Genomic DNA, 26,883 nt, shown 5'->3' with positions numbered 1-26,883 from the left:
TCTGGCTCAGCTTGTTGTCTTCTTCAGGTCGAGGACAGCCATCAGCACGCCTCCGACAAGGGCTGCACATGCCCCCATGATCGCCGTTCCCGAATAGTCGCTGACGGCGGTGCCGATTGCAAAAATTGTGGAGCTGAGGCAGGCGCTCATGAAAACATTGACGGCAATCAGTGAACTGCCCAGTCCCGCACGATCGGCGATCAGGTTCTGCATATAGGAGAGCGGGAGACTGATGATCGCAGCGCCGCCGCAACCTGATAGCAGGGTGAGTGAATAGACGTAGTGGACCGTCGGCGCAAAACTGAGCAAGGCGAGATAGACGCTGTACATCGATCCCCCGATCAGGATTGCGACAATGGGCGAGATCAGCCGGGTGAGCCGCCCCCACAGGATCATGAAGCCTATCTCGAGAAAGGCAACGATGCCGACGATCACACCGACATCTGCAGAACGTCCGCCCGCCTGGCCAGTGACAATCAGTGGCAAGACCGCGCCATTGAGGCTGAGCGTCGACATCAGCAAAGCCAGCGCCAGCATTCGAACGAGGAGTGATCTGGATGCCAGCAGCCTGAAAGATCCGGCAAGCGCAAATGCCGGTGGCGGCGTCGCTGCCCTATCGGGCCCGGGCAAGAAAAACTGTATGAGCAGAAAGCTGCTGGTGGAAGCCAGACTTGCCAACAGGAAGATCGGCAGCATGCTTCCGCCATCGGCCAGAAAGTAGCCGACGGTTCCGGGAACAATCACCCAGGCAAGGGAGATGAGTGAGCGGATGAAGGAGGTAAGCGAAATCAGTTCTCGTACCGATAGTCCCGTGGCGGCTGCGCGGGATTGAGCGAAAATCAATGAGTTGAGCGAATTGTGGATCGGTATCGCCGAAAGCATCATGCAGACGAACAGCCCGGCACTGGGCGCAATATAGATACTGGCAAATCCTGCCATGCCAAAGGCCGCTGCACCGAGCATAGGCCCCCGAAAGTTGCCGAAGCGGTCTGCAACGCTGCCGGCAAGCACACTGGAGGCAACGTTCACCAGCGCCGATAATAGCATCAGGATGGAATAGCTGAAGTCACTGAGACCGAACTCTCGAATTCCAACGACAGCCATATAGGGCGTGGTTGCAGCCCCCGTTGTGCCAAAAGCCAGCATCACGAGCGCACAGGTGCGGATCGCCGGTTTTCGAAGCGTAGTAGTGAGTACGGAGGTCATGAAGCAATCGAGAAAATCGAGCCGAGACGGAGGAGTGATCGCGACCGGATGTCGGTTCATCCGTGCGCCAAATCAGCAATGATGGGACGATATAGCAAGCGCGTTGCGTTGAACAGAGATTGTGAAACAGCCGCCCTCCGGTATAGGAGTTGTGCGACTGGAGACTGTTTTGATGATCGTATGCTTTGATATTGGAGGCACTGCCATCAAGGGTGGGTTTGCCTTTTCAGGTGAGGACGTACGCCCCTTGCCGCGTCGTCCGACGCCGTTGCACGACTATGATGCATTTGTCGGTGAACTCCGCGGAGTATTGGAGCAGGCTGACGCAACACCCGACTGTGTCGCAATCTCGATTGCCGGCGTTCTGGACCCGGACACGGGAGTAGCAACGATTGCCAACATTCCCTGCCTGCATGGGCGCCCACTTGTGGCGGATCTCGAAGCAGACCTCGGATTACCCGTCATTGTTGCCAATGATGCCGATTGCTTTGCAATGGCGGAAGCGCACAACGGTGCCGGGCGTGGCCACGCCATTGTTTTTGGGGCAATCCTCGGCACCGGCGTCGGTGGTGGACTGGTAATCGATGGCAAGCCGATCAATCGAGGTGGTTTTGCCGGAGAATGGGGGCATGGCCCGGTGGCGGCAACGCTTGCCGGGTCGCCTCCCGTCGAACTTCCCCGCTTCCAGTGCGGATGCGGCTTGAAGGGATGTATCGATGCGGTTGGTGGTGCGCGGGGCATGGAGCGCCTCCACACGCATCTAAGCGGTGCTGCCCTCACCAGTGAAGAGATCGTCGAGGCTTGGGAAAGCGGCGATGTCGATGCAACACGCACAATCGATGTCCTGATCGACCTGCTCGCATCTCCATTGGCGCTGGTCATCAACGTAACCGGTGCAACCATCGTCCCCGTAGGCGGCGGATTGTCGAATTCGCTTTCTCTTCTAAGGGAGATTGATGCAGCGGTCAGGTCGAGGATTTTGCGCCGGTTCGACCGTCCGCTGGTGGTTCAGGCGACATGCCGTCCGGAGCCAGGTTTGGTTGGAGCAGCCTTGCTGGGCCTTGAATTTTCAGCGTCTCAGCAACACTGAGCCCGCAAAAATAACCGGAAAGAGAATGAGCATTAAAAAAGCCCGGCGAACCGGGCTTTTTTATTATTTCTCAATCGGTTGTCCGATTGGAAACTTGAAATTGGTGCCCAGAAGAGGACTCGAACCTCCACACCCTTGCGAGTACCAGCACCTGAAGCTGGCGCGTCTACCAATTCCGCCATCTGGGCGACGGCCCGCATGTAAGGGGGTGGCTTTGTCCTGTCAACAGGCTTTTTGAAGTTTTCATGTCAAACCCGATATTCCTTTGACGAAACTGCACTCGGGCGGGGCTCAAATCGTCTTGCAGTCACCCTATGAACGGTCGCCTTTCTCCCGGCAGCGAGGGTTTTGAAGGCATGTGTGTCCTATCGGTCGATATGTCCAAGGTCCCGGGCCGGGTCTGTCGCATCGCGGATCAATTGTTTCAGTTCTTTCGGTCCTGGAAAGCCGCCATCGCGCTTTCGTTCCCAAACGAGCGCACCATCCACCCTGATTTCGAATCGCCCACCGGTGGAGGGGACAAGCGCCACTTCGCCCAGGTCCGAGCCGAAGGTCTGCAGAAGCTCCTGTGCCATCCATGCCGAGCGAAGCAGCCAGTTGCACTGCGTACAGTAAAGAATGCTGATGCGGGGTTTGATATCCATGCTGTTCCGATCCTGTTCGAGCCCTAACGATAGCGCTGCTGGCCAAAGTGGTTCAAGCCGAAATACAGCCGGAACGCGCTTGATAGCGCATGCCATCCGTGCTCATCTTCGACGGTATTAACCCTTCGGAATGAACTCTCCATGCGCGTCGCCATTGTTGAAAATACCGGTCACACCGATCACGGTCAGGTGGGCATCGCGCTCGCTGAGAAAAATGCCAGCATCGAGGTCTTTCGGCCTTTTGCCGGTGAGGCTCTTCCCACCGATAGCAGCGGGCACGATGCGATTGTTGTCTTTGGTGGCGAGCAGAATGCACTCGCCGACGATAGGCATCCTTATCTGCCAGCACTCGCCGCGCTGATGCGGCAGTTCGGAGATGCAGATAAGGCAGTACTTGGTATCTGCCTTGGAAGTCAGCTTCTGGCACGGGGCTATGGCGGAGAAAACCATGTCGGTACGGCACCGGAGTTCGGCTGGCAGCAGATCACACTAACCGCAGAGGGTGCCGCCGATCCCGTTCTGGCATCTGCAGCGGAAAAGGGCTTACTCAAATCGTTCCAGTGGCATGACGATACCTTCTCGTTGCCCGAGGGTGCCGTGCATCTGGCGACCAACGAGAATGCGCGCAATCAAGCCTTCAGGATCGGACGCGCTGTCTATGGAACGCAGTTTCACTTCGAAGCGAACCGATCCGTTGTCAATGATTGGAACCGTCTTTTCAGAGACCTTATCAGCGCCAAGCACCCCGATTGGTTTGATGTCTACCCCGATGAGGCAGAACGGCACGGCGTCGCAGCGGATGCAGCAGGTCTGGAGATTGCACGTGCCTGGGTGCAGCGCATCATGTAGTGAAGACCCGCGACATTGGTCGCGGATCCAGGGTGATTGCCTCGGTGGTTACCGGAAAGGCTACTTCTTGGCCCAGAGGACCTTGAACTTGGCGTTGCGGCAGGTCTCTCCGTATTCGCGGAAGTCTGCGGTCAGTTCCGTTTCATAGGGCAGACCGCGATTGGCGACCAGCATCAGGATGCCGCCGTTGCGAAGCGCATTGCTGGCCGTCTTGATGATGGATTGACCGAGCGCCGGCTCTGCGGCGTGCCCCTGATGAAAGGGCGGGTTCATGATCACCAGGTCGTATTTTTCCTTCGGCGCTTCACTGACCAGGTCCTGCCAGAAGAAGCGAGCCTGAAGATCCGGATGGATTTCCCTTAAGTTGCGCTTGGCGCATTCCAGCGCCTGATAGTCTGCCTCGAACAGATCGATGCGCGCGGTGTTTGGCGCCCGTTCGGCCAGCATGGCGGAAAGATAACCCCAGCCCGCTCCGAAGTCGGCAGCATTGCCGTCGAAATCCTGCGGCAGTCGGCCGGCCAGAAGTTCTGAACCCGGATCTATGCGATCATGGGAGAACATTCCGGGCATGGTGTTGAAACGATTGGCAACCTTCACGGCGCTCGACTGGAGCGCAGTAATTGTCTCCGGCGAATTTTCCGGAGCGGCAAACCACAAGACGACCCCATGATATTTGGGCATATGCTCAACCGTAAGGCCAAGCCCCGTCAATCGCTTCCTGAGGGCCTGTATGCCGTCTTCCTTGCTGCCGGCGGCAACCACCAGCCCGCCAACCTTCACGCGCTTCAGCGCCTCTGCCACGCGATCGTCATTTTCAGCGCGGTGTTTGCCACAGAGAATAAGCGCACCGTCAAAGTCATCGCCTTCAACTACCGGCAGCGGCTCTTGCCGTGCGGCGGTCAACCGCAGGAATTCTGGTCGCAACCCCTGAACGGCAGTGATCGCTGCCTCAAAGCCTGAGGGCTTGGCGTTGCCTGCCTCGGCGCCCAGAAACAGGTAGCGTTCGTCGCTGCTCGGCAAAGCCAATACATCGATTGCGAATGGGTGGAACAAGGTCTTCAGGCTGTCACGGCTCATGGTTCAATTTTCCTGCGTGCGGATATGAAAAAGGCGCGGAACGAGCCGCGCCTTGTCTCTGGAAAGGGTGGGCCGATTACTCGGCTGCTTCGCCCTCATCCTTCTTTTCCTTCTTCTCGCCAGCGATTTCCTGGCCAGTCTCCTGATCGACAACCTTCATCGACAGGCGAACCTTGCCGCGCTCGTCAAAGCCCATCAGCTTGACGAAGACCTTGTCGCCTTCCTTGACCACGTCCTGGGTCTTGGCAACGCGCTCGGAAGCCAGCTGCGAGATGTGCACGAGGCCATCACGCGAACCGAAGAAGTTGACGAAAGCGCCGAAGTCAGCGGTCTTCACAACCGTGCCTTCATAGATCACGCCGACTTCAGGCTCGGCCACGATCGAATGAATCCACTTGCGAGCGGCTTCGATTTCCTTGCCCGACGAAGACGCAATCTTCACGGTGCCATCGTCTTCGATGTTGATCTTGGCGCCGGTCTTTTCGACGATTTCGCGGATAACCTTGCCGCCCGAACCGATGACTTCACGGATCTTGTCGACCGGGATGTTCATCACTTCGATGCGCGGTGCGAATTCGCCGAGTTGGCTGCGGCCTTCGGTGATGGCATTGGCCATTTCGCCGAGGATGTGCTTGCGTCCGCCCTGTGCCTGGCCGAGTGCGACCTTCATGATCTCTTCGGTGATCCCGGCGATCTTGATGTCCATCTGCAGCGAGGTGATGCCATCGGCAGTACCGGCTACCTTGAAGTCCATGTCGCCGAGGTGATCTTCGTCGCCGAGGATGTCGGAGAGAACTGCAAAGCGCTCACCTTCAAGGATCAGGCCCATGGCGATACCGGCAACAGGCTTTGCCAGCGGAACGCCAGCATCCATCAGAGCAAGCGATGTGCCGCAGACCGTTGCCATCGAGGACGAGCCGTTGGACTCGGTGATCTCGGAGACGACGCGCAGCGTGTAAGGGAACTGTTCAGCTGAAGGCAGCATCGGGCGGATTGCGCGCCATGCGAGCTTGCCGTGACCGATTTCGCGACGACCCGGCGAACCCATACGGCCTGTTTCACCGACAGAGTAGGGTGGGAAGTTGTAATGTAGCAGGAAGCGTTCCTTGTACATGCCGGTCAGGCTGTCGACATACTGCTCGTCTTCGCCGGTGCCGAGCGTGGCAACGACGATTGCCTGCGTCTCGCCGCGGGTAAACAGCGCCGAACCGTGGGTACGTGGCAAGAGACCAACTTCCGAAACGATTGGGCGAACTGTTTCCAGATCGCGACCGTCGATGCGGCTCTTGGTGTCGAGAATGTTCCAGCGAACGATCTTCGCCTGCAGGTGCTTGAAGGTCGCACCGATAACTTCGGCTGCATACTTGGCTTCGCCTTCTTCCGGCAGGAAGTGGGCCTTGACCTTTGCCTTGACGGCGTCGACGGCTGTATAACGAGCAGCCTTTTCGGTGATCTTGTAGGCGTCGCGCAGTTCGGCTTCGCACAGCTTCAGCATTTCGGCTTCAAGTTCGGAATAGTCTTCCGGTTCGAATTCGCGAGGTTCCTTGGCAGCCACTTCAGCGAGCTTGATGATCGCATCGATGACCGGCTGGAAGCCCTTGTGGCCGAACATGACGGCACCGAGCATGACGTCTTCGTTCAGTTCCTTGGCTTCCGACTCCACCATCAGAACGGCGTCCTGGGTACCGGCAACAACCAGGTCGAGAGCGCTTTCGTCCATCTCGTCCAGGTGCGGGTTCAAAACGTATTCGCCGTTGATGTAGCCGACGCGCGCGCCGCCAACCGGGCCCATGAAGGGGACGCCCGAAAGGGTGAGTGCAGCCGAAGCGGCGACCATGGCCAGAACGTCCGGATCGTTTTCCAGGTCATGCTGGACGACGGTAACGACAACCTGGGTTTCGTTCTTGTAGCCTTCAGGAAAGAGCGGACGGATCGGACGGTCGATCAGGCGGGAAACCAGTGTTTCCTTTTCGCTTGGGCGACCTTCGCGCTTGAAATAGCCACCCGGGATCTTGCCGGCAGCATAGGTCTTTTCCTGGTAGTTGACAGTCAGCGGGAAGAAATCCTGGCCAGGCTTTGCGGACTTGGCCGAAACGATCGTGGCAAGCACGACGGTCTCACCGTAAGTCGCCAGAACAGCGCCGTCAGCCTGACGGGCGATTTTGCCGGTTTCCAGTTTCAGCGGGCGGCCTGCCCACTCGATTTCAACGCTATGGGAATCAAACATATCTTGTCCTTCTTCCACGGAACCGGGGCGCATTCGCCAGTGGCGAAAAATGTACCGTTCGCGGCCGTGAATTTGGTGACACATCACGGGCAAGACAGCGGGAAGCTTTTCGCGTAAGGCCCTATCGGACTTTCCGCCTTTGCAACGCTTGCGTTGCAGTCGCCAGTTGAACTGGCAAAAGCATCCGGCAATCCTGCCCCATGACAGGTCATCGGTTGGTCTGGCAGATCCGGCCCATCCGGAGCTTGCCCTTGTCTGTGGTTCCGCGAGAGACATGAGCGTCTCTTGGGAACCTTGCCGGTTGCCCGGAAATGAAACCGGCGGGAATGCCGAAGCAATGCCCGCCGGAAGCGATATTAGCGGCGAATGCCCAGACTTGTGATCAGCTTGGTGTAGCGAGCTTCGTCCTGCTTCTTGACGTAGTCGAGGAGCGAACGGCGAGTCGAAACCATAGTCAGAAGGCCACGACGCGAGTGGTTGTCCTTCTTGTGACCTTTGAAGTGTTCAGTCAGGTTGGTGATACGCTCGGTCAGGATAGCGACCTGAACTTCCGGAGAACCGGTGTCGCCGTCCTTGATTGCGTATTCCTTGATGAGGGCGGCCTTGCGCTCTGCAGTGATCGACATCGAATATTCCTTTCTATAACAGGAGATAAAAGTCGCCATATGCCGAGATGTCGGTCAGCATTGGCCATGATAGACAAGCGGACACGCCGCATGCTGGCGTGCCTATAGCTTATCCCTTGTCGAAAGGAAAGAACTCTTTCGCAAGGTGTTCGCGCATCAGTTGAACACGCGGCGCGGGTGAAATTCACCACCGGCGATCTCACCGATTGCGACAAGCTTGCCGCCAGCAGTCGCGAACGCTTCCGGTTCAGCCACCGGTGCAGAACGCCCTCGCAGCAGAATTGCGTTGCCCATTCTGAGACGGTGTGCCTGATCATCGGTGATCGCAATATGCGGCAAACTGGAAAGTGCTTCACTGGTGTCGATAAGATGTACGTCCAGTTGAGCAAGGCGTTCTTCGCGGTCTTCTATCTGCTCCAGAGCGACCAGATCAGACAGCTTGACCATCTTTTCTTCTGCGAACGGTGCAACGAATGTGCGCCGAAGTGTCGAAATGTGACCATAGCAACCGAGATCGCGGCCCATGTCGCGTGCAAGTGCCCGCACATACGTGCCTTTGCCGCATTCGACTTCGAAAAGCGCGCTGTTCTCATCGGGGCAGCTAAGCAAAGTCAGCCGATAGATGTCCACATCACGGGCGGGGATGTCGACCTGCTCACCCTCACGGGCGAGATCATAGGCCCGTTCACCGGCTATCTTGATGGCGGAGAACTGCGGTGGGATCTGGCTGATCGTCCCGGTGTAATTCGGCAGCAAGGCGGCGATTGCCTCTTGCGAAGGACGAACATCGGACGACTGGGTGACACTGCCCTCCAGGTCGTCGGTTGATCGTTCTTCGCCCCATGTGACTGTGAATTCGTAGATCTTGCGACCGTCCATCACATAAGGGACCGTCTTCGTGGCATCTCCCAATGCAATCGGCAACATACCGGAGGCCAGCGGATCGAGGGTTCCGGCGTGTCCCGCCTTCTGGGCGTTTAACAGCCATTTGATCTTGCCGACAGCCTCCGTCGAACCGAAGTCAACGGGCTTGTCGAGGATGAGCCAGCCCGAAATCGGACGGCCCTTGGGTTTTCTGGGTTTTGACATCAGGCCTCAGTTTTGGTCTTCGTCATCATCGCGATTGAGATCGCGAGCGACCTCGGGCGAGCGCAGAAGATTGTCGATCTTCTGGTAATTGTCGAAGCTGGTATCGTCGCGGAACCGGATCTCGGGCATGTATTTCATCTGCCGGAGCTGTGGTCCAAGACGTCCACGAATGAATTTCGCATTGTTGTTGAGTGCAGTGATGATCGACTCGTGGTCGCTCATTCCCAGCGGGGTCACATAGGCTGTTCCAATCTTGAGGTCCGGCGACATCCGGACTTCAGAGATGCTGATAACGGTCTTTTCGATCAGCGGATCGCGCACTTCGCCGCGCTGCAGAACCTGTGTCAAGGCTGCGCGGACCTGTTCTCCAACACGCAGCATACGCTGCGATGGAGCTGATGATGTAGGTTTGGACATAAGTCTAGCCTTAAAGCAAAGCGGGCGCCGAAAGTCCGGCGCCCGTTGTTCTTGCCGGTAAGCGTTCAGTTTTACAGCGTGCGCGTTATATGCTCAACGCGGAAGCACTCGATCGTGTCGCCAGCGCGAATGTCTTCGTAGTTTTCGAAGGCCATACCACATTCCTGACCGACCGGCACTTCCGAGACTTCGTCCTTGAAGCGCTTCAGCGTCTTGAGCTTGCCTTCGTGGATGACGACATTGTCGCGCACCAGGCGAACGCCTGCGCCACGTTCCACCTTGCCTTCGACGACGCGGCAACCTGCGACCTTGCCCACCTTGGTGATGTTGAACACCTCCAGGATTTCGGCATTGCCGAGGAATGTTTCGCGCCGTTCCGGCGAAAGCAGACCGGACATTGCTGCCTTAACGTCATCAACCAGATCGTAGATGATGTTGTAGTAGCGGATCTCGATACCTTCACGCTCGGCCAGCTGACGTGCCTGCGAATTGGCGCGGACATTGAAGCCGATGATCGCAGCACCGGAAGCTTCCGCAAGCGAGATATCGGACTCTGTGACGCCACCGACGCCGGAGTGAACGATCCGCGCGCGGACTTCGTCTGTGCCGAGTTTCTCAAGTGCGCCGGCAATGGCTTCGATCGAGCCCTGTACGTCGCCCTTGATCAGCAGCGGGAATTCCTTCAGGCCGGAGGACTGAAGCTGGCTCATCATCTGCTCGAGCGAACCGCGCGAACCGGACTGACGGGCAGCCGCCTTGTCGCGGGCCAGACGCTGGCGATATTCAGACACTTCACGTGCACGGGCTTCGTTCTCAACCACGGCAAACTTGTCGCCGGCACGCGGTGTACCCGACAGACCGAGGACTTCGACCGGCATGGCTGGACCCGCTTCCTTGACGTGGTCGCCCTTGTCGTTGACCAGAGCACGAACGCGGCCCCACTGATCGCCGGCCACAAGAATCTGGCCAGGCTTGAGTGTACCCTTCTGAACGAGCACCGTTGCAACCGAACCACGACCACGATCGAGCTGGGCTTCGATCACTGTACCTTCGGCAGTGCGGTCCGGGTTTGCCTTGAGGTCAAGGATTTCCGACTGCAGCAGGATCGCTTCGAGCAGCTTGTCGAGGTTGGTGCGGTTCTTGGCAGAAACTTCCACGTCGAGAACTTCACCGCCCATCGATTCAACAAAGACTTCGTGCTGGAGCAGCTGATTGCGAACCTTCTGCGCGTCAGCAGAGGGCTTGTCGATCTTGTTGATCGCCACGATGATCGGAACACCTGCCGCCTTGGCGTGATTGATGGACTCGATCGTCTGCGGCATCACGCTGTCGTCTGCGGCAACCACAAGGATCGCGATATCCGTCGCCTGAGCACCGCGGGCACGCATTGCGGTAAAGGCGGCGTGGCCGGGAGTGTCGATAAACGTGATCTTCTGGCCGTTCTGCTCGACCTGATAAGCGCCAATATGCTGGGTAATGCCGCCGGCTTCACCAGAAACAACATTGGCATGACGGATGGCGTCGAGCAGCGAGGTCTTGCCGTGGTCGACGTGACCCATGATGGTGACGACCGGAGGACGCGAAACCAGCTCGCCGTCGTCATCGCTGACATCGAAGATGCCTTCTTCGACGTCGGATTCAGAAACGCGCTTCACTGTGTGACCAAATTCGGTCGCGATGAGTTCGGCAAGGTCGGCGTCAATGACGTCCCCTGGCTTCATCATCTGACCTTCCTTCATCAGGTACTTGATCACATCGACGGCCCGTTCGGACATACGCTGCGACAATTCCTGAATAGTGATGGTTTCCGGCAGAATAACCTCGCGCATAACCTTTTCACGGGTTTCCTGCATTTGGCTGCGACGGAACTTCTCCTGACGTCGACGCATGGCCGAAAGCGAGCGGCCGCGCGGGTTGCCCTCTTCGTCAACATTTGCAGTCGTGATTGTCAGCTTGCCACGGCGACGGTCTTCCTCGGCCTTCGGGCGAGCAGGAGCCTTTGCAGGCTCAGGACGCACGACCTTGCCGCGGTTCGGACCTCTGGGCGCAGAGCGGCTTTCGCTCTCGTCTGCTTCGTCCTTGCGTCCACGGATAATCGGTAGAGGCGCTGAACGCGGTGCGGCGGGCGCAGCCGGAGCAGCAGGTTCTGCTGCCTTTTCAGGAGCAGGCGGTGCGGCCGCCTCTGCAGCAGCCTGGATAGCAGCTTCTGCTTCCTGGCGCTTGGCCTCTTCTATGGCTTCCAGCCGTGCTTTTTCTTCCTCTACCTTGCGAATTGCTTCGGCTTCGGCGCGCTGCTTGGCTTCGATGACGTCCCGAGCCTGCGCTTCAACCAGCGCCTTGCGGCGCGCTTCCATTTCGCCAGCAGAAAGATCGTGCAGCACATTGCCGCGTGGACGTTCTTGACGTTCCGGGCGGGGCGGTGTGTTCGGCTTTACCTGCTGATGGACGCGGGTCTGTTGCGTCGGCTGTTGACGCGTCGGTGCTGCGGGCTCGCTTGCGCGAGGGGCAACAGGCGCTGCGGTAGGCTTCTCGTCCTCTGGACGGGCCACGCGCCGCTTTCTCGTCTCGACTACGACCGCTTTCGTCCGACCGCGCCCCATGTCCTGGCGCACGGTACCTTGAGTTACGCCGGATGGTTTGAGGCTAAGAGTCTTCTTGGCCCCTGTGCTGGTCGTATTGTCGTCTTTGCTATCGGTCATTCCGTTCCCGTTCCTTCGGACTGGGACGGATGATACCATCAGGCCCAGTCGTAAATATGCTGTCGCTTGCTGCGGTTGCCGGCCTTCGCCAGTGACCGCGTCATCGGTCTGTAGTGTCGGCGCGCCGCGCGGGCAGCTCGCCAATGCGATAGAGCTCAAGCAGCTTTGCGCGCTTCACTACACCCACACCTGCCTGCCCTGCAAGCACTGCGGCATGGATAAACGCGTTCTGACCCATCAGAGCCTCCATTTGTAATCCCGAAAACGGTTTGAAAACGGGTATTTCCGTTTCGGCTCCGGTTCCGAGAAACCAGGCTTTTCGAGCCTGATCTATCTTGCGGACACCGTCTGCGGCGGCATCCTGAGAATGAAAGACCGCATATGCGGCCCCGCCGCGTACGGCGTTTTCAACTTTCATCGACCCGATGACGAACTGCCCGGCCTTGCGAGCGAGGTTCATCATGCCGGCCAGATCGGCGGCGAGTAGGCGATCCACGGTCTCACCGAGATCGGCATCTGCCTTGACGTCCGCCTTGAGTGCGCGGGCGAAGAGCTTCTTCGCCACCGCCTTGTCAACCGCTGCCCGGCTGATCGATACCCAGCATCCCCGTCCGGGAAGCTTGCGCTTCAGGTCGGGATAAATGGTGCCGTCAGGCCCGGCCACGAAACGGATCAACGTTTCCGGTGTTCCGCTAACACGTGTGACGATGCAGGTGCGGTCGTTCATCGGTGCCTCTGCCGGCTCATCATTATCTGCCGAGGCATCCGTCTGTCCGACCCCCATCATCAGTTTTGTTCTGCGCTGTCGGCCTCTTCGCCTTCAACTTCCTCTTCTACAGGCTGAGCGAGGTCCTCCTCGGTGATCCAGCCAGCGATCAAACGGGCCTGAACGACCATGTTTTCAGCTTCGGCGCGAGATACGTCGAACTTCGAGAACAGTCCCTCGAACTTCTTGGTCTCGCCATTCTTGCGTTCGCTCCAGCCGACCAGATCGTCCGATGCGCAACCGGCGAAATCTTCGATCGACTTGATGCCGTCCTCGCCGAGCGCAACCATCATCTGCGATGTCATGCCGTCGATCTGGCGCAATTCGTCCAAGACGCCGAGAGACTGGCGCTTGGCATCCATTTCCGCTTCGATCTTTTCCAGATATTCGCGCGCACGGGTCTGGATTTCTTCGGCGGTGTCGTCATCGAAGCCTTCGATCGAGGCAATTTCCTCGAGCTCAACATAGGCAAGTTCCTGCACCTGGGCAAAGCCCTCGGATGCCAGAACCTGGCCCACCATTTCGTCGACGTCGAGCGCCTCCATGAAAAGGTTGGTGCGTTCGTTGAATTCCTTCTGACGACGCTCCGACTCTTCTGCTTCGGTCATGATGTCGATGTCCCAGCCAGTCAGCTGAGAAGCAAGGCGAACGTTCTGACCGCGGCGACCGATGGCGAGCGAAAGCTGCTCGTCCGGAACCACGACTTCGATACGTTCTGCATCTTCGTCCAGAACAACCTTTGCCACTTCAGCAGGCTGAAGCGCATTGACGATGAAGGAAGCCGGATCCTGGCTCCACGGAATGATATCGATCTTTTCACCCTGCAGTTCGCCGACAACGGCCTGAACACGGCTACCGCGCATACCAACGCAGGCGCCGACTGGGTCGATCGAGGAATCGTTCGAGATGACGGCGATCTTGGCGCGCGAACCCGGGTCACGGGCAACCGACTTGATCTGGATAATCCCGTCGTAGATTTCCGGCACTTCCATGGTGAACAGCTTCACCATGAACTGCGGATGGGTGCGCGACAGGAAGATCTGCGGGCCGCGCTGTTCGCGACGCACGTCATAAACATAGGCGCGAACACGGTCGCCGTAGCGGAAAGCTTCGCGCGGTATCATTTCATCGCGGCGGATGATGCCTTCGCCACGACCGAGATCCACGATCACGTTGCCATATTCGACGCGCTTGACGGTGCCGTTGACGATCTCGCCGATGCGATCCTTGAACTCGTCGAACTGACGGTCACGCTCGGCTTCGCGAACTTTCTGAACGATGACCTGCTTGGCAGACTGCGCTGCGATACGGCCAAAGTCCATCGGCGGCAGCGGGTCGGCAATGAAGTCGCCGATCTTCGCTTCGATGTTACGGTCGCGCGCCAGTTCCAAAGCGATCTGCGTGGAATAGTCCTCGACGGTCTCGACCACTTCCAGCAGACGCTGGAGGCGGATCTCGCCGGTTTTGGAATTGATGTCGGCGCGAATGTTGGTTTCGCTGCCATAGCGCGAGCGGGCGGCTTTCTGAATAGCATCGGCCATTGCCGCGAGCACGATTTCGCGGTCGATTACCTTCTCGCGGGCGACCGCATCAGCGATCTGCAAGAGTTCGAGCCGATTAGCACTGACTGCCATTATCTTAAGTCTCCGTCTTCCTGCCGGGGAGCCCCCTCGGTGGTTGCTGTTCCGTTATTCGGTGTCTTCTTCGCCGTTCTGATTGGCGGCCTGCGCACGGGCAAGCTTGTCTGCCTTCAATGCGTCGCGAATGAGATCGTCGGTCAGGATCAGCTTCGCTTCCGCCAGTGCGGAAAATGGGATGCTGACCCGTGGTTCTTCGCCGTAAGCTACCTGGTCGCGTTCCAGGGTGAAGCCGTCACTGTCGACATCGGCAATCTTGCCGCGAAACCGCTTGCGGTTGTCCACCATGATCGACGTTTCACACTTGACGATGTGACCCTGCCAGCGCCTGAAGTCAGACACACGGACCATGGGCCTGTCGATGCCCGGCGAGGACACTTCCAGATGATATGCCTTGTCGACCGGATCGTCGACATCAAGAACGGGAGAAATTGCCATAGACAATTCTTCGCAGTCCTCGACGGTCATCGTTCCGTCTTCACGTTCCGCCATCACCTGAAGTGTAAGGCCGTTCTGATTCATCAGTCGCGCGCGAACGAGCTTGAAGCCCATTCCAACGACCACAGGCTCGATGATTTCAGCGATGCGCCTGTCAAGTCCGGTTTCGACGATCAGCCGTGGCTCGCCACGTGCAGGGGTTTCGTCAGACAATCGTATTCCTCCTGGACCAGAAGCCCGCTCAGTCTGTTCGCCAAATAAAAAAGAGCGGGTCCTCGCGGCCCACTCTTCATCTGGCGATCAAGAATTTATCGGGCTTATACGCCACGCTTAAATGAAATGCAAGGTTTTCGGGACCGCCCTGAAATCGAGAGTGGTCGCGGATGTCGCGCTGGAAAAGCGACCGGCAGCTGCCGGTGTTTTTGATCGAAATGCTATAGGCGCAGCCGCTTCGATCGTCGTATATCTGAAACATATTGAATCGCTTCGTCGGGAAAAGCCGTGCCAGATAGACGATCTCCCTTGGCGCCTTTGGGCAATCATGTGTTTCTCACCATATGGCTCGCCAGCATCACCTCGAATTTTGGGGCACTCATACAGGACGTCGGTGCTGCCTGGATGATGACCTCCATCTCCTCGTCAAAGGACATGGTGGCCCTGGTTCAGGCGTCGAACACAGCCCCGATCATGTTCTTTTCGCTGATCGCGGGCGCGGTCGCTGACGGGTTCAACCGGCGGCGGGTTTTGTTGTTGAGCCAGCTTTTCCTTCTGATTGTATCGGCATTGTTGGCGATCTTTGCCTTTCTGGGTCACATGACGCCCTGGCTTCTATTGGCGTTCACATTCCTGATCGGATGTGGAACGGCCATGAACAATCCGTCCTGGCAGGCGTCGGTCGGCGATATTGTCGGCAAGGAGGATGTGCCAGCAGCGGTGTCGCTGAATAGCGTCGGCTATAATATTACCCGCAGCGTCGGCCCGGCAATCGGCGGCTTCATTGTTGCGGTGGCCGGCGTTGCCGCAGCCTTTGCCGTCAACGCTGTCAGCTATATCGCGATGATCTTTGCGATATTCCGCTGGAAGCCGGAATATCCCGTAAGCCAGTTGCCCCGGGAAAGCCTCGGTCAGGCAATCGCGGCCGGACTGCGTTACGTTTCGATGTCGCCCAATCTGATGAAGGTGATGTTCCGGGGCTTTCTGTTCGGCTTTGCCGCCGTATCAATATTGTCGCTCTTGCCCATCGTCGCGAAAGATAACCTGAATGGCGGCCCGCTTGTCTTCGGTGGCCTGCTTGGCGCGTTTGGCGTCGGGGCGATCATCGGCGCCTTGTCCAACGGTCGTCTTCGAGAATATCTCTCGAGCGAGCAGATCGTCCGTTGTTCCTTTGCAGGCTTTGCGGTTGCGGCGGCTGTGTGCGGTGTCAGCACCCATTTCTGGCAGGTGGCGCCAGCCTTGGTATTGGCTGGCGGTTGCTGGGTGCTGTCGCTTTCGCTCTTCAATACCGTAGTCCAGCTCTCCACCCCGCGCTGGGTCGTTGGCCGGGCGCTTTCCCTTTATCAGACAGCCACATTTGGCGGCATGGCACTGGGAAGCTGGATCTGGGGCGTGGTTGCGGAAAATCATGGCGTCACAGAAGCGCTGTCCATATCGGCAATCGTGCTCATGGTTGGTGTAGCCGTCGGCTTCTGGCTCGCCATGCCGGCGTTTGCAACGCTGGATCTCGATCCTCTCAACAGGTTCAACGAACCTGCCCTTCGTCTTGATCTTCGACCGCGCAGCGGACCCGTCGTCGTGCAGATCGACTATGAAATTCGCGATGTGGATCTACCTGAATTTCTGCGGTTGATGGTGGAACGGCGGCGCATCCGCCTTCGCGACGGTGCACGCAACTGGACCCTGATGCGCGATCTGGAAAATCCGGATATCTGGACCGAGTCCTATCACACGGCTACCTGGGTGGAATATGTGAGGCATAACCAGAGGCGCACCAAGGCCGATGCCGATACGACAGACAGGTTGCTTGCCTTGCACAGCGGGCCGGAAAAACCGCGCGTGCACCGCATGATCGAGCGTCAGGCCATTCCCCGCGCCAATGACGTCTTTCACCAGGTTCATATCGAACCGCGCTGACGTCCAGGTTTATTTCAGCTTGGATTTCAGCGACGCATCGGGAAAGCATGTGGGCTTCAGGCCGGCCTTTGCCTGCCATTCCCCCAGCGATCGGCGCGTCTTGTAACCTGCAAGGCCGTCCACCGTGCCCACATCATAACCCTTGGCCACAAGCGCCTTCTGCATAGCCAACACATCGGATCGCAACATTTTTCCGACATCGCCCCACCGCGCAGAAAACGATCCTGATCCATAGGTGATACGGTCAGCCAGATTGCCGATGAAAAGCGCATAGAGATCGGAATTGTTATATTCCTTGATCACATAGAAATTCGGCGTGACAACGAATTCCGGGCCGTCTGTCCCGGCTGGCACGAGCATCATGCCGGATGCATTCATCTCATGCGATGGAAATGGCTTTCCTGACACGCGAGAGATTCCCGTTGCCGCCCATCCAGATATCGGCTTGGCCCTGTCAGGTCCTTCCTGCGCGCAGGTGACATGATCGGGTATGCTGACTTCGAAGCCCCAGTCCCGGCCCTTTTGCCAACCGCTCTTGGAAAGATAGTTGGCGATGGAGGCAAGACTGTCCGGCACCGAGCGCCAGATATCGCGCTTGCCGTCTCCATCGAAGTCCACGGCATATTTAAGGTAACTCGACGGCATGAATTGCGGCTGTCCCAATGCACCCGCCCACGACCCCATCATGTTTTCTGCCGCCATATCGCCGCCGCCGACAATATGCAGAGCAGAGATCAATTCCTGGCGAAACATGTCCTTGCGCGTCGACATGAAGGCCTTCGTTGCCAGAACTTCAAGCGCTGGATGAGGGAGTTTGGCACGGCCAAATCCGGACTCACGACCCCAGATCGCAACTATGATCCCCGCTGGAACCCCATAGGTCGCTTCGATCTTGCGCAAGGTCGAAGCGTGTTGCGAGGCAAGCGACCGTCCGGCTGCAGCAAGACCTTGCAGGCGCTTTTCGGAAAAATAGGCACCCGGCGAGGAAAACTCCGCCTGACTTTGTTTACGCGCTTTGGGCGCCGCACTGCCGGGCGGAACGAGATCGGGAAGATCCCAATCCAGCGCCAGGCTCTTGGTGGCCTTGTCGAAGGTTGCGCGGGAGATGCCGGACGCTTGCGCAGACGGCCAAAGGTCCTGCTGAAGCCAGGTGCGAAACTGGCTCTCGACCTCCGCCTTGGAGGCCGCATGCGCGATCGATGGCGTTATCGCCGAAAGCATCGCTATTGCCGCGATGCCGCCGAGCAAAAGCGAGTGGCTAGTCGAGCGGCAGCCACCCATATCGCGCTTCAATCGCGCGCCTGTAGTCCGTATCAGTCTGGCGAGGTGCCCTGCGGATATAGTTTTCTGCAACATCGCGCTTTTCTCCTGTCAGCCCGTCGAGATAGGCGAAGATATCGTCCAGACCGGGTTTCGGTCCGGGTGGTTCAAGTCCGGGCGGCAAACCCGTCCAGATGATGTGGTCAAAGCCGCGCGCCTCAGCCCATTGCGGCAGATGCTCGATATAGAGTGGAGCGGCGTCCCCTTGTGACCAGCGCCCGATATGCTGTTGTCCGAGCGCGGCGGGAATACCTTCCCTTTTGCGCAGGGCGTCACAGGCGGCGTCCAGATCGTTTCCGTTTTCCATCATGGCGAAGAGAGAGCGAACCCGGAAATCCGTTTCCGTCAAAGCCAATGTCAAACGTCCGTCCTTTGCCTTGCGGGCGAACTCCACCTGGATCAGTGGACCATCGGCAAACCATTGCCGACGGATGGGCAGTTCACGCGGGCTCCAGATGAGCGAACCCCAGCCAAGGCATGCAATCGAGGCCATGCGCTCCTCCGGTTCGGTCAGATTGCCGTTCTGGCCCGCAAGGCCGCCGAAAGCGTCCCCTCGTCAAGATAGTCGAGTTCGCCGCCAACAGGCACACCATGCGCAAGACGGGTAATTTTCACATCCATTTCGGCCAGATGATCGGTGATATAATGCGCTGTGGTCTGTCCCTCGACCGTGGCATTGACGGCGATGATCACTTCCTTGACCCCGCCTTCGGATACCCGATTGATCAATCCCCGGATATTCAGGTCTTCCGGTCCCACGCCATCCAGCGGGGACAGCGTTCCGCCAAGCACATGATAGGCGACATTCATGGCGCTGGCGCGCTCCAGTGCCCAGAGATCGGAGACATCCTCCACGACGATGATAGTCGATTGCTCGCGTCGCTCATCCGTGCAGACTGTGCAGGGATCGGATGTATCGACATTGCCGCAACGCGAGCAGATCTTGACCTTGTCGAAAGCCTCGCCCATTGCCGAGGCGAGTGGCCCCATCAATTGGTCTTTCTTCTTGATAAGGTGCAGGGCAGCCCGTCGCGCCGAGCGTGGGCCGAGCCCCGGCACTTTTGCCAGAAGCTGGATGAGTTTTTCAATTTCGGGACCGGTGACTCGCTTTGCCATTGCCTGCTTCTAGCCGATATCATCGACAAACGGAATCGTCGAAAGAAAGAGATCCTTATGAAAATCACCGCCGTCTGTATGGGGCATGCCCAGCGCCTGTCAGGCCTCAACTACAAGACGGGAATAGACAAGTCTCCCATCGGTGGTCCTGTGATGGTGGATTCCGAAGGACTCGTCGGAGACGCCATTTGCAATCGCAAGCACCATGGCGGTGTCGATCAGGCTATCTATCTTGAAGGCGGCGAGACGGTGGCCTGGTGGGCAACGGAATTGGGGCGAGAAATGCCGCCCGGCATCTTCGGCGAGAACCTGGTGATTGACGGTGTCGACAATCGCGATCTGGCCGCCGGTGACCGATTCCAGATCGGCGATATCATTCTTGAGGTCACGTCCGCACGCATACCCTGCAATACATTTGCGGCGCGCATGGGCGACAAGACATTTGCCAGACTCTACAGCAAGGCAGCGCGCCCCGGAGCCTATTGTCGGGTCATTGCAGGCGGCTTTGTGGAAAGCGGAATGGAAGTGTCGCTCCAGCCCTACAGAGGAGACCGGATCGGCTTGCCAGAACTCATGGTCAATTTCGGCCGTAAGCTAGAAGGCGAGGCGAGGGCGCGCTATCTGGCGGCCCCGGTTCATTACAAGATCAAGGCTCTGATTGCCTCAGGCTGACAGATAGCTCGATCAGTTTCGCGCGGCAATGGCCGCTGCCGCTCCGGCCATCAGTCCAGCACTCGTTCGATTGGCGATCCGCATTGCCGGCGTGCTTTTCAGGAAAAGCCGCGCCTTGGCGGCGAGGAACACCCAACTGAGGTCAACCACGGCAAGAACGATCACCATCGTCAGCGTCAGTTCCATCCAGCCGACAAGGCTGACATGGGCAAGGTCCACGAGTGTCGGCAGCAGGGCCACGTAAAACAGCATGATCTTCGGGTTGCCGAGCGTAACCGACATCCCGGCGAGAAACAGTCGCCGCGGCGAATGGGTATCCGGCAAGATTTCTTCTGCAGAGTGGACGGGCGCATTCCACATCTTCCATGCCAGAAACAGAAGATAGGCAACGCCTGCCCATTTGATGCCGACAAAAAGCAGATGGAAGCGCTCGGCAACGGACGAAAGACCGGCAACCGCAAGCGAAAGCCAGATTGCCTCCCCGATCCACATGGCAATTATAAACGGCAGGACATCACGGTAGCCATGGGAAAGTACGCGCGCCACCAGGGCTGCAATGCTGGGGCCCGGTGAGCCCGCAGCAACAACAAGAGCACCTGCGAAGATCAGCAGCGATGCCAGTGTCATGTCTTACCCCCTCGATGCGGGCGATCAGAACGGCAGCTTCATGCCTGGCGGAATGGGCAGGCCGGCTGTCACTTCCTTGGTCTTTTCTGCCGTTACGGCTTCGGCCTTGTCCTTGGCATCCTTGTGGGCAGCCACGATCAGGTCTTCGAGAATTTCGACGTCATCCTCCTTGAAGAGCGATGGATCGATCTTCAGGCCCTTCAACTCTCCCTTGCCGGTCATCGTGACGGTGACGAGGCCACCACCGGATTTGCCTACGACTTCGAGCTCGGCGATTTCCGCCTGCATCTTCTCCATCTTCGCTTGCATTTCCTTGACCTTGCCCATCATGCCCATGATGTCGCGCATGGCTCAATCTCCCTTGTCCTGTTATCGGATACTGATGCTAGAATTCGATGTCGTCGCCCGGCAGGATATCGCCCTCGTCGGATTCCACCACAGCGGGCGCAACGATAGTTTCCTCTTCCAACTCGGCAGCCCGGATGCGAACATCGGTGACCTTTGCACCAGGAAAGCGCGAAAGAATGGCAATGACGTCGGGATCCTGTCGTGCGTCCTGGAACTGCGCTTCGCGCCGCGAGGCTTCAACCTGTGAAAGCGTTGGCTGGCCTTCGGATTTGCTCAGCATGACCATCCAGCGAATGGAGGTCCATTCTTCCAGACGGCGCTGCAGATCATTGGCCAGAGATGCAGGAGCTTCCGGCGGCAGATTGATCTCCAGCTTGCCGGGTTCCAGTCGAACCAGTCGGACATAGCCGCGAACCAGCGCACGCAATTTGGGGTCGCGATTTTTCGAGCAAAGCTCGGATATGTCCTCAAGCGAATTGATAGGCACGCTCATGACGGGTTCTGCGGCCGGACGGGTGTCGGGACGTATCACCTCTAATGGACGCGTCTCGGGACTTGATGGAACCGCCTGAAGTCTCGCGACTGTCGCGCCACCGGAAGGTTGCCCAGCATAGCCGCCCGACGATTGGCCGACGGCTTGCGTCCGCATCATCTGCTGTCCGCCGCCATTGCCGTTTCCGCTCGGACGTTGCGGTGCGCTGGCACCGCTATCGGACGAAATTTCGGCAAGTCGACGTGCAGCATCTTCGGGCGACGGCAGGTTTGCCGCATGCGCCAGACGAATGATCACCATCTCGGCCGCGCCGGCCGGCCGCGCGGAATTTTCAGCCTCGGTAATGCCCTTCAGCAGCATCTGCCACATACGCGACAGCGTCGTGATGGCAACGCCTTCGGCAAACTCGATGCCGCGTACACGCTCCACTTCGCTCAGCGAAGGATCCTGTGCGGCAGTCGGGATATATTTGAGGCGCGTTACCAGATGGGTGAAATCGGCAAGATCTGTCAGCACCACGGTTGGGTTGGCACCGGCTTCATATTGACCCGCAAATTCTTCCAGCGCTGCCGCCGCGTCGCCGGTAATGATGTGATGAAAAAGATCGACAATGCGCGCACGGTCGGCAAGGCCCAGCATGCCGCGCACTGCATCGGCCTGAACCGATCCGCCGCCATGGGCAATGGCCTGATCGAGCAGGGACAGACCGTCGCGGGCCGAACCCTCTGCTGCACGGGCAATCATGGCCAGTGCTTCGTCCTCGACGTCGATCCCCTCCTTGGAGGAGATCGTCGAGAACAGGCCAACCAGATCGGCTGCAGATATTCGGCGAAGGTCGAACCGCTGGCAACGTGAGAGGACCGTGATCGGCACTTTGCGAATTTCGGTCGTCGCGAAAATGAACTTCACATGCTCCGGTGGTTCTTCAAGCGTCTTCAGCAGGCCGTTGAAAGCCTGTGTCGACAGCATGTGAACCTCGTCGATGATGTAGACTTTGTAGCGCGCCGACACAGGGCGATAGCGCACCTGCTCGATGATCTCACGAATATCGTCGATACCGGTATGCGAGGCAGCGTCCATCTCGATGACGTCGACATGGCGGCCTTCCATGATCGCCTGACAATGTTCGCCGGGGATTCTCAGATCGATCGTCGGCTTGTCGATTTCATCGGTTTTATAATTGAGCGCCCGCGCCAGAATTCTGGCCGTTGTCGTCTTGCCCACACCGCGAACGCCGGTCAGCATATAGGCTTGCGCAATACGTCCTGTCTCGAACGCATTGGTCAGTGTTCTGACCATCGGCTCCTGGCCGACCATCAGATCTGAGAAATCCTTTGGGCGATATTTGCGGGCAAGGACGCGGTAACCGCTGGATACGGAACTCTTGTTCGGCGCTGTCGGCTCGATTTCGCTCATGAAGCTGCCGGCATCCTCGTCCGCCCTGTGGTTCCGGGCATAATCGCCGGCGCAATACACCGGCATTCCGAAAGAAAAGGTGGGAGGCTGGCACGATGACCCGTGCCGGGCTCGTTAGGGCTGCTTCCTTCCGGACCTGACCCGGTTGGCGAGTGGCTCGTCCACCACCAACCTCCCGACAGCACATATCGTCAATAACGTTCTCAAATGCAAGCCAAGGCGTCAAAAAACTGCTATGAGAAAAAAATGCTTTAAGGGAATGCCGCCGATGCCATCAAGGTCGTTTGAAATGGATGAAAGGTTGCTGCGCGACAGCAAGCCGCTTGTGACGCTTGAGCTATGCCAGGCTAGACTGATGAATGATTGCCGCTGGCCCTGGGTAATTCTGGTGCCGCAGAGGAAGGGCATCACCGAGTTGTTCGAGCTCACGCCACTGGATCAAGCCGTCCTCACATTCGAGCAGATGACGGTTGCTGCCGCCATGAAAGAGACCACTTCGGCCACGAAGATTAATGTCGCGGCGATTGGAAATATCGTTCGTCAGCTACATATACACGTGATCGCCCGCACTGAAGGCGACGCTAACTGGCCCGGGCCGGTCTGGGGATTTGGAACTGCGGAACCCTATGCGTCAGATCAGGAAGACGAATTCAAAAACAGGTTCCTAAAAGCGCTTCACCGATGATGAAATCCATATTCGATACCGACGCACCTCACCCAGAGGCCAGCAGCCTGACGGCCTTTGCCCAGAACGCCCTGGAAACAAGGTCCGAACTTCGCGACGAGAATTCCCTTGAAGAGGCCTTCAAATTTGATGGGGTGCACGCACTGGCCTTTGCCGGCGACAAACTGATCCTCAAGCATGACCGACAGATACTTGATCCGCTTTTCGCACCTTACGAACTAACGTCACTCGATCCGGATCCCGATAACGCGGTTCTTCTTGGTTACCTGGCAAGCGGTGAGCCGAGGCTTGCGGTTCCGGTCGGCATCGATCCCGAGACACTGCCCGAACTCTACAAGGCCATCGGCGCACGCTCCCTTTATCGTGATGCATTACTGGATGACGGACTGGTGAGCGAAGCAGCCCAAGGCTTTTCCCTGCTCCACTGGAATGCAACCAACCGGTTTTGCGGCAAATGCGGTTCGCCAACGGTTTCGCAATTGGCGGGCTATCGGCGCAGTTGTAGCGCTTGCGGTCATCTGATGTTTCCGCGCACGGATCCCGTGGCGATCATGTTGGTCATTGATGAAGACGCTGATCGATGCCTGCTGGGCCGCAGCCCGCATTTTGCCGAAGGCATGTATTCCTGCCTTGCCGGTTTCGTAGAGCCCGGTGAGACAATCGAAAATGCAGTACGTCGCGAGACACTGGAGGAAGCTGGTATCCCGGTCGGAACCGTGCGCTACCATGCGTCGCAACCATGGCCCATGCCTCATTCCCTGATGATCGGTTGTTATGGCCGAGCGGAAAGCACGGACATCAACTTCGACGGCAATGAACTGGAAGATTGTCGCTGGTTTACCCGAAGCGAAACCGAGGCAATGCTTGCACGAGCTATCGGCGAGGGAAAGGTAGCGCCACCAAAGGGGGCAATCGCGCACCGGTTGATGCGCGACTGGCTGGAATGGAGCGCTTCTTAGAGGCTCTTGCGCATGGGGTGGCCCGGATAGACGCCAAGGATGTGCACCTTCTCGGAAAAGAAGCGCAACTCCTCGAGCGCACGCTTGACCGGAAGGTCGTCCGGATGGCCCTGGATGTCGGCATAGAACTGTGTCGCAATGAACTTTCCGCCAATCTGGTAGCTTTCAAGCTTCGTCATGTTGATGCCGTTGGTAGCAAAGCCCCCCATGGCTTTATAGAGCGCCGCAGGAATGTTGCGCACGTTGAATACAAATGTCGTCACGAACAATTCGTCTGCATGGGTTCTCGTGCGAGCCTGTTCCTTCGGTGAAAGAACAACAAAGCGCGTCACGTTGTTCTCTGTATCCTCGACATTCTCGGCGATGATGTCGAGGCCATAGAGGTCAGCGGCAAGGCGCGGCGCAAGCGCCCCCATCGAGCGGTCACCGATCTCTGCCACCAGTTTGGCAGCCCCCGCAGTATCGCCGGCGACGACCGGTTTCCAGCCATTCGAACGAATGATTTTGCGGCACTGGCCGAGCGCATGAATATGGCTGTGAACGGTCTCGATCTCGTCACGGCCAACGCCCGGCAAAACCATCAACTGAAAGCGGATCGGCATGAAATATTCGCCGACGATATGCAGCTTGGACTCCGGCAACAGATAGTGGATATCAGCAACGCGGCCTGCGATGGTGTTTTCGATCGGGATCATGGCCAGATCGGCATCCCCGTTCTCAACGGCGACGAAGGCGTCCTCGAAAGTGGGGCAGGGCAGGGGCTCCATATCGGGAAACATGTCTCTGCAAGCCATGTCTGAGTTTGCACCATATTCGCCTTGAAAGGCAATTCTGTTCGTCTTGCTGGTCATGTGGGGTTTTCCGTTATTGGGCTTGTGTGCCTAGAACGCGCCGTGCCTTTTCCAGGTCTTCAGCAGTATCGACGCCGAGCGGAATGGAGCGAATGATTTCTGCATCGATCCGCATGCCGGCTTCCAGAGCTCGCAACTGCTCGAGTGATTCGCGTCGTTCAAGCACAGATGGCGAAAGAGACACGAATTTCTCCAGCGCAGAACGGCGATAGGCATAAAGTCCAATATGGTGAAAGAGCGGACCTTTACCATGGGGCGCAGTGGCGCGCGTAAAGTAGAGTGCCTTGAGACGCGTGTCCGAAATGGGGGAACCGACCACCTTCACCACATTGGGGTTGGTCTTTTCACTCTCTTCGGTAATCTCCACCGTCAATGTGGCGATATCTGTTTCCGCATTGTCGAGTGGACGTACGGCAGCGCGAATGGCATCGGCTTCAATTGTGGGTAGATCGCCCTGCACATTGATCACCGTTTCGGCGTGACGATCAGGGTCAATTGCCTGCAAAGCCTCGAAAATGCGGTCCGAACCGGATTGGTGGTCATTGCGTGTCATTACGGCTTCGAAGCCTGCCTGCCGAACAGCGTCACAGATGCGCTGGTCGTCGGCCGCCACAACGATTCGCCCAACATCAGCTTCTGCAGCGCGATGCGCGACCTGAACGATCATCGGCATGCCGCAAATATCCGCAAGCGGCTTGCCTGGCAGTCGCGTGGATGCCATGCGGGCCGGGATAAGCACCAATGTTTTGGCCGAATTCAATTTATGCATCGCCGGTCCTTCAAATGTTGGTAGAAAAGTGGCAAAAGGTCTCAGTGTCGGGACCACAATCGTGTTGCAACTGTCAAGCAAAAGACATAGGTTCCGCCCGATTTCAAGATCGTCCGGCTAGATCTTCGCCGGCTGCAATGGGGAGCGTTTCCATATGAATTCATACGTGAACATGGGCGTTGGGGCGCTGCTGGGCACTGTCTTCGTTCTGATGTCTGTATCTATCCTGTCAGAGGGGATCTTTCATTCGGAAGCTCCGGAAACGGCAGGTTTTGCCATCGCCGCTGCGGAACCGAGCGATGGTGCCGGTGCACCGGCTGCTGTCGAAGAGACGCCGATCGCCGTTCTTCTGGCAAGCGCCGATGCCGGTCGTGGTGAAAGCGTATTTAAGAAGTGTGCGAGCTGTCATGACGCCACCAAGGGTGGCCCAAACAAGGTCGGTCCGAACCTTTGGGGTGTCGTCGAGCGCCCGATCGCCTCGCATGAGGGCTTCAGCTATTCGTCTGCAATGCAGGACTTCTCACAGGGCGGTTCGGTCACCTGGACCTTCGAAAACCTGAACCACTTTCTGATTGCGCCGAAGAAACTCATCTCCGGAACTGCCATGGGCTTTGGCGGATTGAAGAAAGACAGCGAACGCGCCGACCTGATTGCCTACCTTCGCAGCCTGTCTGATTCGCCGGTTGCGCTTCCTGAGCCGCCAGCAACGAACTGATCGCCTTCTTAAAAGCG

26 protein-coding genes, 1 tRNA gene and 1 other RNA gene are annotated in these 26,883 nt (G+C 57.9%); 7 read left to right on the top strand and 21 right to left on the bottom strand.

What is annotated here, in order from left to right:
- Positions 1 to 6: 6 nt before the first annotated feature.
- Positions 7 to 1,266, bottom strand: coding sequence for an MFS transporter (locus tag ACWPM9_RS19330; RefSeq protein WP_484756192.1), 1,260 nt, complete (start codon positions 1,264 to 1,266; stop codon positions 7 to 9).
- A gap of 112 nt (positions 1,267 to 1,378) precedes the next feature.
- On the opposite strand from ACWPM9_RS19330, the gene ACWPM9_RS19325 reads away from it, so the two are divergent.
- A complete protein-coding gene (locus ACWPM9_RS19325; RefSeq protein WP_484756191.1) occupies positions 1,379 to 2,296 on the top strand; it encodes an ROK family protein in 918 nt (305 codons plus the stop codon).
- A gap of 101 nt (positions 2,297 to 2,397) precedes the next feature.
- Here the strand turns inward: ACWPM9_RS19325 and ACWPM9_RS19320 are convergent.
- A tRNA-Leu gene (locus ACWPM9_RS19320) sits at positions 2,398 to 2,484 on the bottom strand.
- Between the two features lie 177 nt (positions 2,485 to 2,661).
- The gene (locus tag ACWPM9_RS19315; protein ID WP_428186245.1) at positions 2,662 to 2,940 is read right to left on the bottom strand and encodes an Rdx family protein; all 279 of its coding nucleotides are present in this window, start codon (positions 2,938 to 2,940) and stop codon (positions 2,662 to 2,664) included.
- A 141-nt stretch (positions 2,941 to 3,081) separates the two neighbouring features.
- Here ACWPM9_RS19315 and ACWPM9_RS19310 point away from each other — a divergent pair, with 141 nt between their 5' ends.
- Positions 3,082 to 3,789 (top strand): type 1 glutamine amidotransferase, encoded by a 708-nt coding sequence (locus tag ACWPM9_RS19310; RefSeq protein ID WP_484756190.1) that lies wholly within the window; start codon positions 3,082 to 3,084, stop codon positions 3,787 to 3,789.
- 60 nt (positions 3,790 to 3,849) lie between these two features.
- Here ACWPM9_RS19310 and ACWPM9_RS19305 read toward each other — a convergent pair whose 3' ends face one another.
- The 9 genes from ACWPM9_RS19305 to rimP form a co-directional block, all read right to left on the bottom strand.
- Entirely contained in the window at positions 3,850 to 4,866 is a 1,017-nt protein-coding gene (locus tag ACWPM9_RS19305; RefSeq protein ID WP_484756189.1) for a class I SAM-dependent methyltransferase, read from the bottom strand.
- Between the two features lie 76 nt (positions 4,867 to 4,942).
- Complete coding sequence (gene pnp / locus ACWPM9_RS19300) at positions 4,943 to 7,093, bottom strand: polyribonucleotide nucleotidyltransferase (protein WP_484756188.1); 2,151 nt, start codon at positions 7,091 to 7,093, stop codon at positions 4,943 to 4,945.
- Between the two features lie 356 nt (positions 7,094 to 7,449).
- Positions 7,450 to 7,719, bottom strand: coding sequence for a 30S ribosomal protein S15 (rpsO, locus tag ACWPM9_RS19295; RefSeq protein ID WP_428186241.1), 270 nt, complete (start codon positions 7,717 to 7,719; stop codon positions 7,450 to 7,452).
- Between the two features lie 156 nt (positions 7,720 to 7,875).
- On the bottom strand, positions 7,876 to 8,808 hold the full coding sequence (gene truB, locus ACWPM9_RS19290; protein ID WP_428186240.1) for a tRNA pseudouridine(55) synthase TruB: 933 nt from the start codon (positions 8,806 to 8,808) through the stop codon (positions 7,876 to 7,878).
- Between the two features lie 6 nt (positions 8,809 to 8,814).
- A complete protein-coding gene (rbfA, locus tag ACWPM9_RS19285) occupies positions 8,815 to 9,225 on the bottom strand; it encodes a 30S ribosome-binding factor RbfA (protein ID WP_428186239.1) in 411 nt (136 codons plus the stop codon).
- Positions 9,226 to 9,296: 71 nt separating this feature from the next.
- A complete protein-coding gene (gene infB, locus ACWPM9_RS19280; RefSeq protein ID WP_484756187.1) occupies positions 9,297 to 11,924 on the bottom strand; it encodes a translation initiation factor IF-2 in 2,628 nt (875 codons plus the stop codon).
- A gap of 100 nt (positions 11,925 to 12,024) precedes the next feature.
- Positions 12,025 to 12,711: an RNA-binding protein gene (locus ACWPM9_RS19275; RefSeq protein ID WP_484756186.1), complete on the bottom strand. Its 687-nt coding sequence runs from the start codon at positions 12,709 to 12,711 to the stop codon at positions 12,025 to 12,027.
- A complete protein-coding gene (nusA, locus tag ACWPM9_RS19270; protein ID WP_428186236.1) occupies positions 12,711 to 14,324 on the bottom strand; it encodes a transcription termination factor NusA in 1,614 nt (537 codons plus the stop codon). Before nusA ends, ACWPM9_RS19275 begins: the two co-directional genes overlap by 1 nt.
- Positions 14,325 to 14,378: 54 nt before the next feature.
- Positions 14,379 to 14,978 (bottom strand): ribosome maturation factor RimP, encoded by a 600-nt coding sequence (gene rimP, locus ACWPM9_RS19265; protein ID WP_484756185.1) that lies wholly within the window; start codon positions 14,976 to 14,978, stop codon positions 14,379 to 14,381.
- Positions 14,979 to 15,266: 288 nt separating this feature from the next.
- Between rimP and ACWPM9_RS19260 the strand changes: the two genes are divergently transcribed.
- Positions 15,267 to 16,895 (top strand): MFS transporter, encoded by a 1,629-nt coding sequence (locus ACWPM9_RS19260; RefSeq protein ID WP_428186234.1) that lies wholly within the window; start codon positions 15,267 to 15,269, stop codon positions 16,893 to 16,895.
- Between the two features lie 9 nt (positions 16,896 to 16,904).
- Here the strand turns inward: ACWPM9_RS19260 and ACWPM9_RS19255 are convergent, their stop codons facing one another.
- Genes ACWPM9_RS19255 through recR form a run of 3 tightly spaced genes read right to left on the bottom strand, consistent with a single transcriptional unit; the run spans position 16,905 to position 19,331 of the window.
- Positions 16,905 to 18,116: a lytic murein transglycosylase gene (locus tag ACWPM9_RS19255; protein WP_484757687.1), complete on the bottom strand. Its 1,212-nt coding sequence runs from the start codon at positions 18,114 to 18,116 to the stop codon at positions 16,905 to 16,907.
- Between the two features lie 37 nt (positions 18,117 to 18,153).
- Positions 18,154 to 18,708: a hypothetical protein gene (locus tag ACWPM9_RS19250; RefSeq protein WP_484756184.1), complete on the bottom strand. Its 555-nt coding sequence runs from the start codon at positions 18,706 to 18,708 to the stop codon at positions 18,154 to 18,156.
- A 17-nt stretch (positions 18,709 to 18,725) separates the two neighbouring features.
- Positions 18,726 to 19,331 (bottom strand): recombination mediator RecR, encoded by a 606-nt coding sequence (recR, locus tag ACWPM9_RS19245; protein WP_428186232.1) that lies wholly within the window; start codon positions 19,329 to 19,331, stop codon positions 18,726 to 18,728.
- 57 nt (positions 19,332 to 19,388) lie between these two features.
- On the opposite strand from recR, the gene ACWPM9_RS19240 reads away from it, so the two are divergent.
- Positions 19,389 to 20,003 carry an MOSC domain-containing protein gene (locus ACWPM9_RS19240; protein ID WP_484756183.1) on the top strand — a complete coding sequence of 205 codons (615 nt, stop codon included), beginning with the start codon at positions 19,389 to 19,391 and terminating at the stop codon, positions 20,001 to 20,003.
- Between the two features lie 12 nt (positions 20,004 to 20,015).
- On the opposite strand, the gene ACWPM9_RS19235 is transcribed toward ACWPM9_RS19240, so the two are convergent.
- The 4 genes from ACWPM9_RS19235 to ffs all read right to left on the bottom strand — a co-directional run bounded on the left by ACWPM9_RS19235 (position 20,016) and on the right by ffs (position 23,063).
- Positions 20,016 to 20,630 carry a LysE family translocator gene (locus ACWPM9_RS19235; protein WP_484756182.1) on the bottom strand — a complete coding sequence of 205 codons (615 nt, stop codon included), beginning with the start codon at positions 20,628 to 20,630 and terminating at the stop codon, positions 20,016 to 20,018.
- 24 nt (positions 20,631 to 20,654) lie between these two features.
- The gene (locus tag ACWPM9_RS19230; RefSeq protein WP_428186229.1) at positions 20,655 to 20,978 is read right to left on the bottom strand and encodes a YbaB/EbfC family nucleoid-associated protein; all 324 of its coding nucleotides are present in this window, start codon (positions 20,976 to 20,978) and stop codon (positions 20,655 to 20,657) included.
- A 37-nt stretch (positions 20,979 to 21,015) separates the two neighbouring features.
- Positions 21,016 to 22,887: a DNA polymerase III subunit gamma/tau gene (locus ACWPM9_RS19225; RefSeq protein WP_484756181.1), complete on the bottom strand. Its 1,872-nt coding sequence runs from the start codon at positions 22,885 to 22,887 to the stop codon at positions 21,016 to 21,018.
- 79 nt (positions 22,888 to 22,966) lie between these two features.
- An RNA gene (ffs, locus tag ACWPM9_RS19220) (signal recognition particle sRNA small type) lies at positions 22,967 to 23,063 on the bottom strand.
- A gap of 59 nt (positions 23,064 to 23,122) precedes the next feature.
- Between ffs and ACWPM9_RS19215 the strand changes: the two genes are divergently transcribed.
- Both ACWPM9_RS19215 and nudC read left to right on the top strand, forming a co-directional pair.
- Complete coding sequence (locus tag ACWPM9_RS19215) at positions 23,123 to 23,572, top strand: HIT domain-containing protein (protein ID WP_484756180.1); 450 nt, start codon at positions 23,123 to 23,125, stop codon at positions 23,570 to 23,572.
- On the top strand, positions 23,569 to 24,531 hold the full coding sequence (nudC, locus tag ACWPM9_RS19210; RefSeq protein WP_484756179.1) for an NAD(+) diphosphatase: 963 nt from the start codon (positions 23,569 to 23,571) through the stop codon (positions 24,529 to 24,531). The genes ACWPM9_RS19215 and nudC overlap by 4 nt, the downstream gene beginning before the upstream one ends.
- On the opposite strand, the gene ACWPM9_RS19205 is transcribed toward nudC, so the two are convergent.
- Together ACWPM9_RS19205 and ACWPM9_RS19200 are read right to left on the bottom strand one after the other, a co-directional pair.
- The gene (locus ACWPM9_RS19205; RefSeq protein ID WP_428186225.1) at positions 24,528 to 25,382 is read right to left on the bottom strand and encodes a prephenate dehydratase; all 855 of its coding nucleotides are present in this window, start codon (positions 25,380 to 25,382) and stop codon (positions 24,528 to 24,530) included. The genes nudC and ACWPM9_RS19205 overlap by 4 nt on opposite strands.
- A 13-nt stretch (positions 25,383 to 25,395) precedes the next feature.
- Entirely contained in the window at positions 25,396 to 26,151 is a 756-nt protein-coding gene (locus ACWPM9_RS19200) for a 3-deoxy-manno-octulosonate cytidylyltransferase (protein ID WP_428186224.1), read from the bottom strand.
- Between the two features lie 154 nt (positions 26,152 to 26,305).
- On the opposite strand from ACWPM9_RS19200, the gene ACWPM9_RS19195 reads away from it, so the two are divergent.
- On the top strand, positions 26,306 to 26,866 hold the full coding sequence (locus ACWPM9_RS19195; RefSeq protein ID WP_428186223.1) for a c-type cytochrome: 561 nt from the start codon (positions 26,306 to 26,308) through the stop codon (positions 26,864 to 26,866).
- Positions 26,867 to 26,883 lie beyond the last annotated feature (17 nt).

It is taken from the genome of Agrobacterium sp. H141 (assembly GCF_057158725.1).
This window is presented reverse-complemented; position numbering and strand designations above follow the sequence as displayed.

What these genes read in the sequence shown, in the direction of transcription:
- ACWPM9_RS19195 (WP_428186223.1), top strand. Translation starts at nt 26,306, where the DNA reads ATGAATTCATACGTGAACATGGGCGTTGGGGCGCTGCTGGGCACTGTC.
- ACWPM9_RS19305 (WP_484756189.1), bottom strand. Translation starts at nt 4,866, where the DNA reads ATGAGCCGTGACAGCCTGAAGACCTTGTTCCACCCATTCGCAATCGAT.
- nusA (WP_428186236.1), bottom strand. Translation starts at nt 14,324, where the DNA reads ATGGCAGTCAGTGCTAATCGGCTCGAACTCTTGCAGATCGCTGATGCG.
- rpsO (WP_428186241.1), bottom strand. Translation starts at nt 7,719, where the DNA reads ATGTCGATCACTGCAGAGCGCAAGGCCGCCCTCATCAAGGAATACGCA.
- ACWPM9_RS19215 (WP_484756180.1), top strand. Translation starts at nt 23,123, where the DNA reads ATGAGAAAAAAATGCTTTAAGGGAATGCCGCCGATGCCATCAAGGTCG.
- ACWPM9_RS19310 (WP_484756190.1), top strand. Translation starts at nt 3,082, where the DNA reads ATGCGCGTCGCCATTGTTGAAAATACCGGTCACACCGATCACGGTCAG.
- ACWPM9_RS19315 (WP_428186245.1), bottom strand. Translation starts at nt 2,940, where the DNA reads ATGGATATCAAACCCCGCATCAGCATTCTTTACTGTACGCAGTGCAAC.
- recR (WP_428186232.1), bottom strand. Translation starts at nt 19,331, where the DNA reads ATGGCAAAGCGAGTCACCGGTCCCGAAATTGAAAAACTCATCCAGCTT.
- ACWPM9_RS19275 (WP_484756186.1), bottom strand. Translation starts at nt 12,711, where the DNA reads ATGATGGGGGTCGGACAGACGGATGCCTCGGCAGATAATGATGAGCCG.
- pnp (WP_484756188.1), bottom strand. Translation starts at nt 7,093, where the DNA reads ATGTTTGATTCCCATAGCGTTGAAATCGAGTGGGCAGGCCGCCCGCTG.
- ACWPM9_RS19225 (WP_484756181.1), bottom strand. Translation starts at nt 22,887, where the DNA reads ATGAGCGAAATCGAGCCGACAGCGCCGAACAAGAGTTCCGTATCCAGC.
- nudC (WP_484756179.1), top strand. Translation starts at nt 23,569, where the DNA reads ATGATGAAATCCATATTCGATACCGACGCACCTCACCCAGAGGCCAGC.
- ACWPM9_RS19230 (WP_428186229.1), bottom strand. Translation starts at nt 20,978, where the DNA reads ATGCGCGACATCATGGGCATGATGGGCAAGGTCAAGGAAATGCAAGCG.
- ACWPM9_RS19325 (WP_484756191.1), top strand. Translation starts at nt 1,379, where the DNA reads ATGATCGTATGCTTTGATATTGGAGGCACTGCCATCAAGGGTGGGTTT.
- rbfA (WP_428186239.1), bottom strand. Translation starts at nt 9,225, where the DNA reads ATGTCCAAACCTACATCATCAGCTCCATCGCAGCGTATGCTGCGTGTT.
- ACWPM9_RS19205 (WP_428186225.1), bottom strand. Translation starts at nt 25,382, where the DNA reads ATGACCAGCAAGACGAACAGAATTGCCTTTCAAGGCGAATATGGTGCA.
- ACWPM9_RS19255 (WP_484757687.1), bottom strand. Translation starts at nt 18,116, where the DNA reads ATGCTTTCGGCGATAACGCCATCGATCGCGCATGCGGCCTCCAAGGCG.
- ACWPM9_RS19235 (WP_484756182.1), bottom strand. Translation starts at nt 20,630, where the DNA reads ATGACACTGGCATCGCTGCTGATCTTCGCAGGTGCTCTTGTTGTTGCT.
- ACWPM9_RS19200 (WP_428186224.1), bottom strand. Translation starts at nt 26,151, where the DNA reads ATGCATAAATTGAATTCGGCCAAAACATTGGTGCTTATCCCGGCCCGC.
- ACWPM9_RS19250 (WP_484756184.1), bottom strand. Translation starts at nt 18,708, where the DNA reads ATGGCCTCGATTGCATGCCTTGGCTGGGGTTCGCTCATCTGGAGCCCG.
- infB (WP_484756187.1), bottom strand. Translation starts at nt 11,924, where the DNA reads ATGACCGATAGCAAAGACGACAATACGACCAGCACAGGGGCCAAGAAG.
- truB (WP_428186240.1), bottom strand. Translation starts at nt 8,808, where the DNA reads ATGTCAAAACCCAGAAAACCCAAGGGCCGTCCGATTTCGGGCTGGCTC.
- ACWPM9_RS19240 (WP_484756183.1), top strand. Translation starts at nt 19,389, where the DNA reads ATGAAAATCACCGCCGTCTGTATGGGGCATGCCCAGCGCCTGTCAGGC.
- ACWPM9_RS19330 (WP_484756192.1), bottom strand. Translation starts at nt 1,266, where the DNA reads ATGAACCGACATCCGGTCGCGATCACTCCTCCGTCTCGGCTCGATTTT.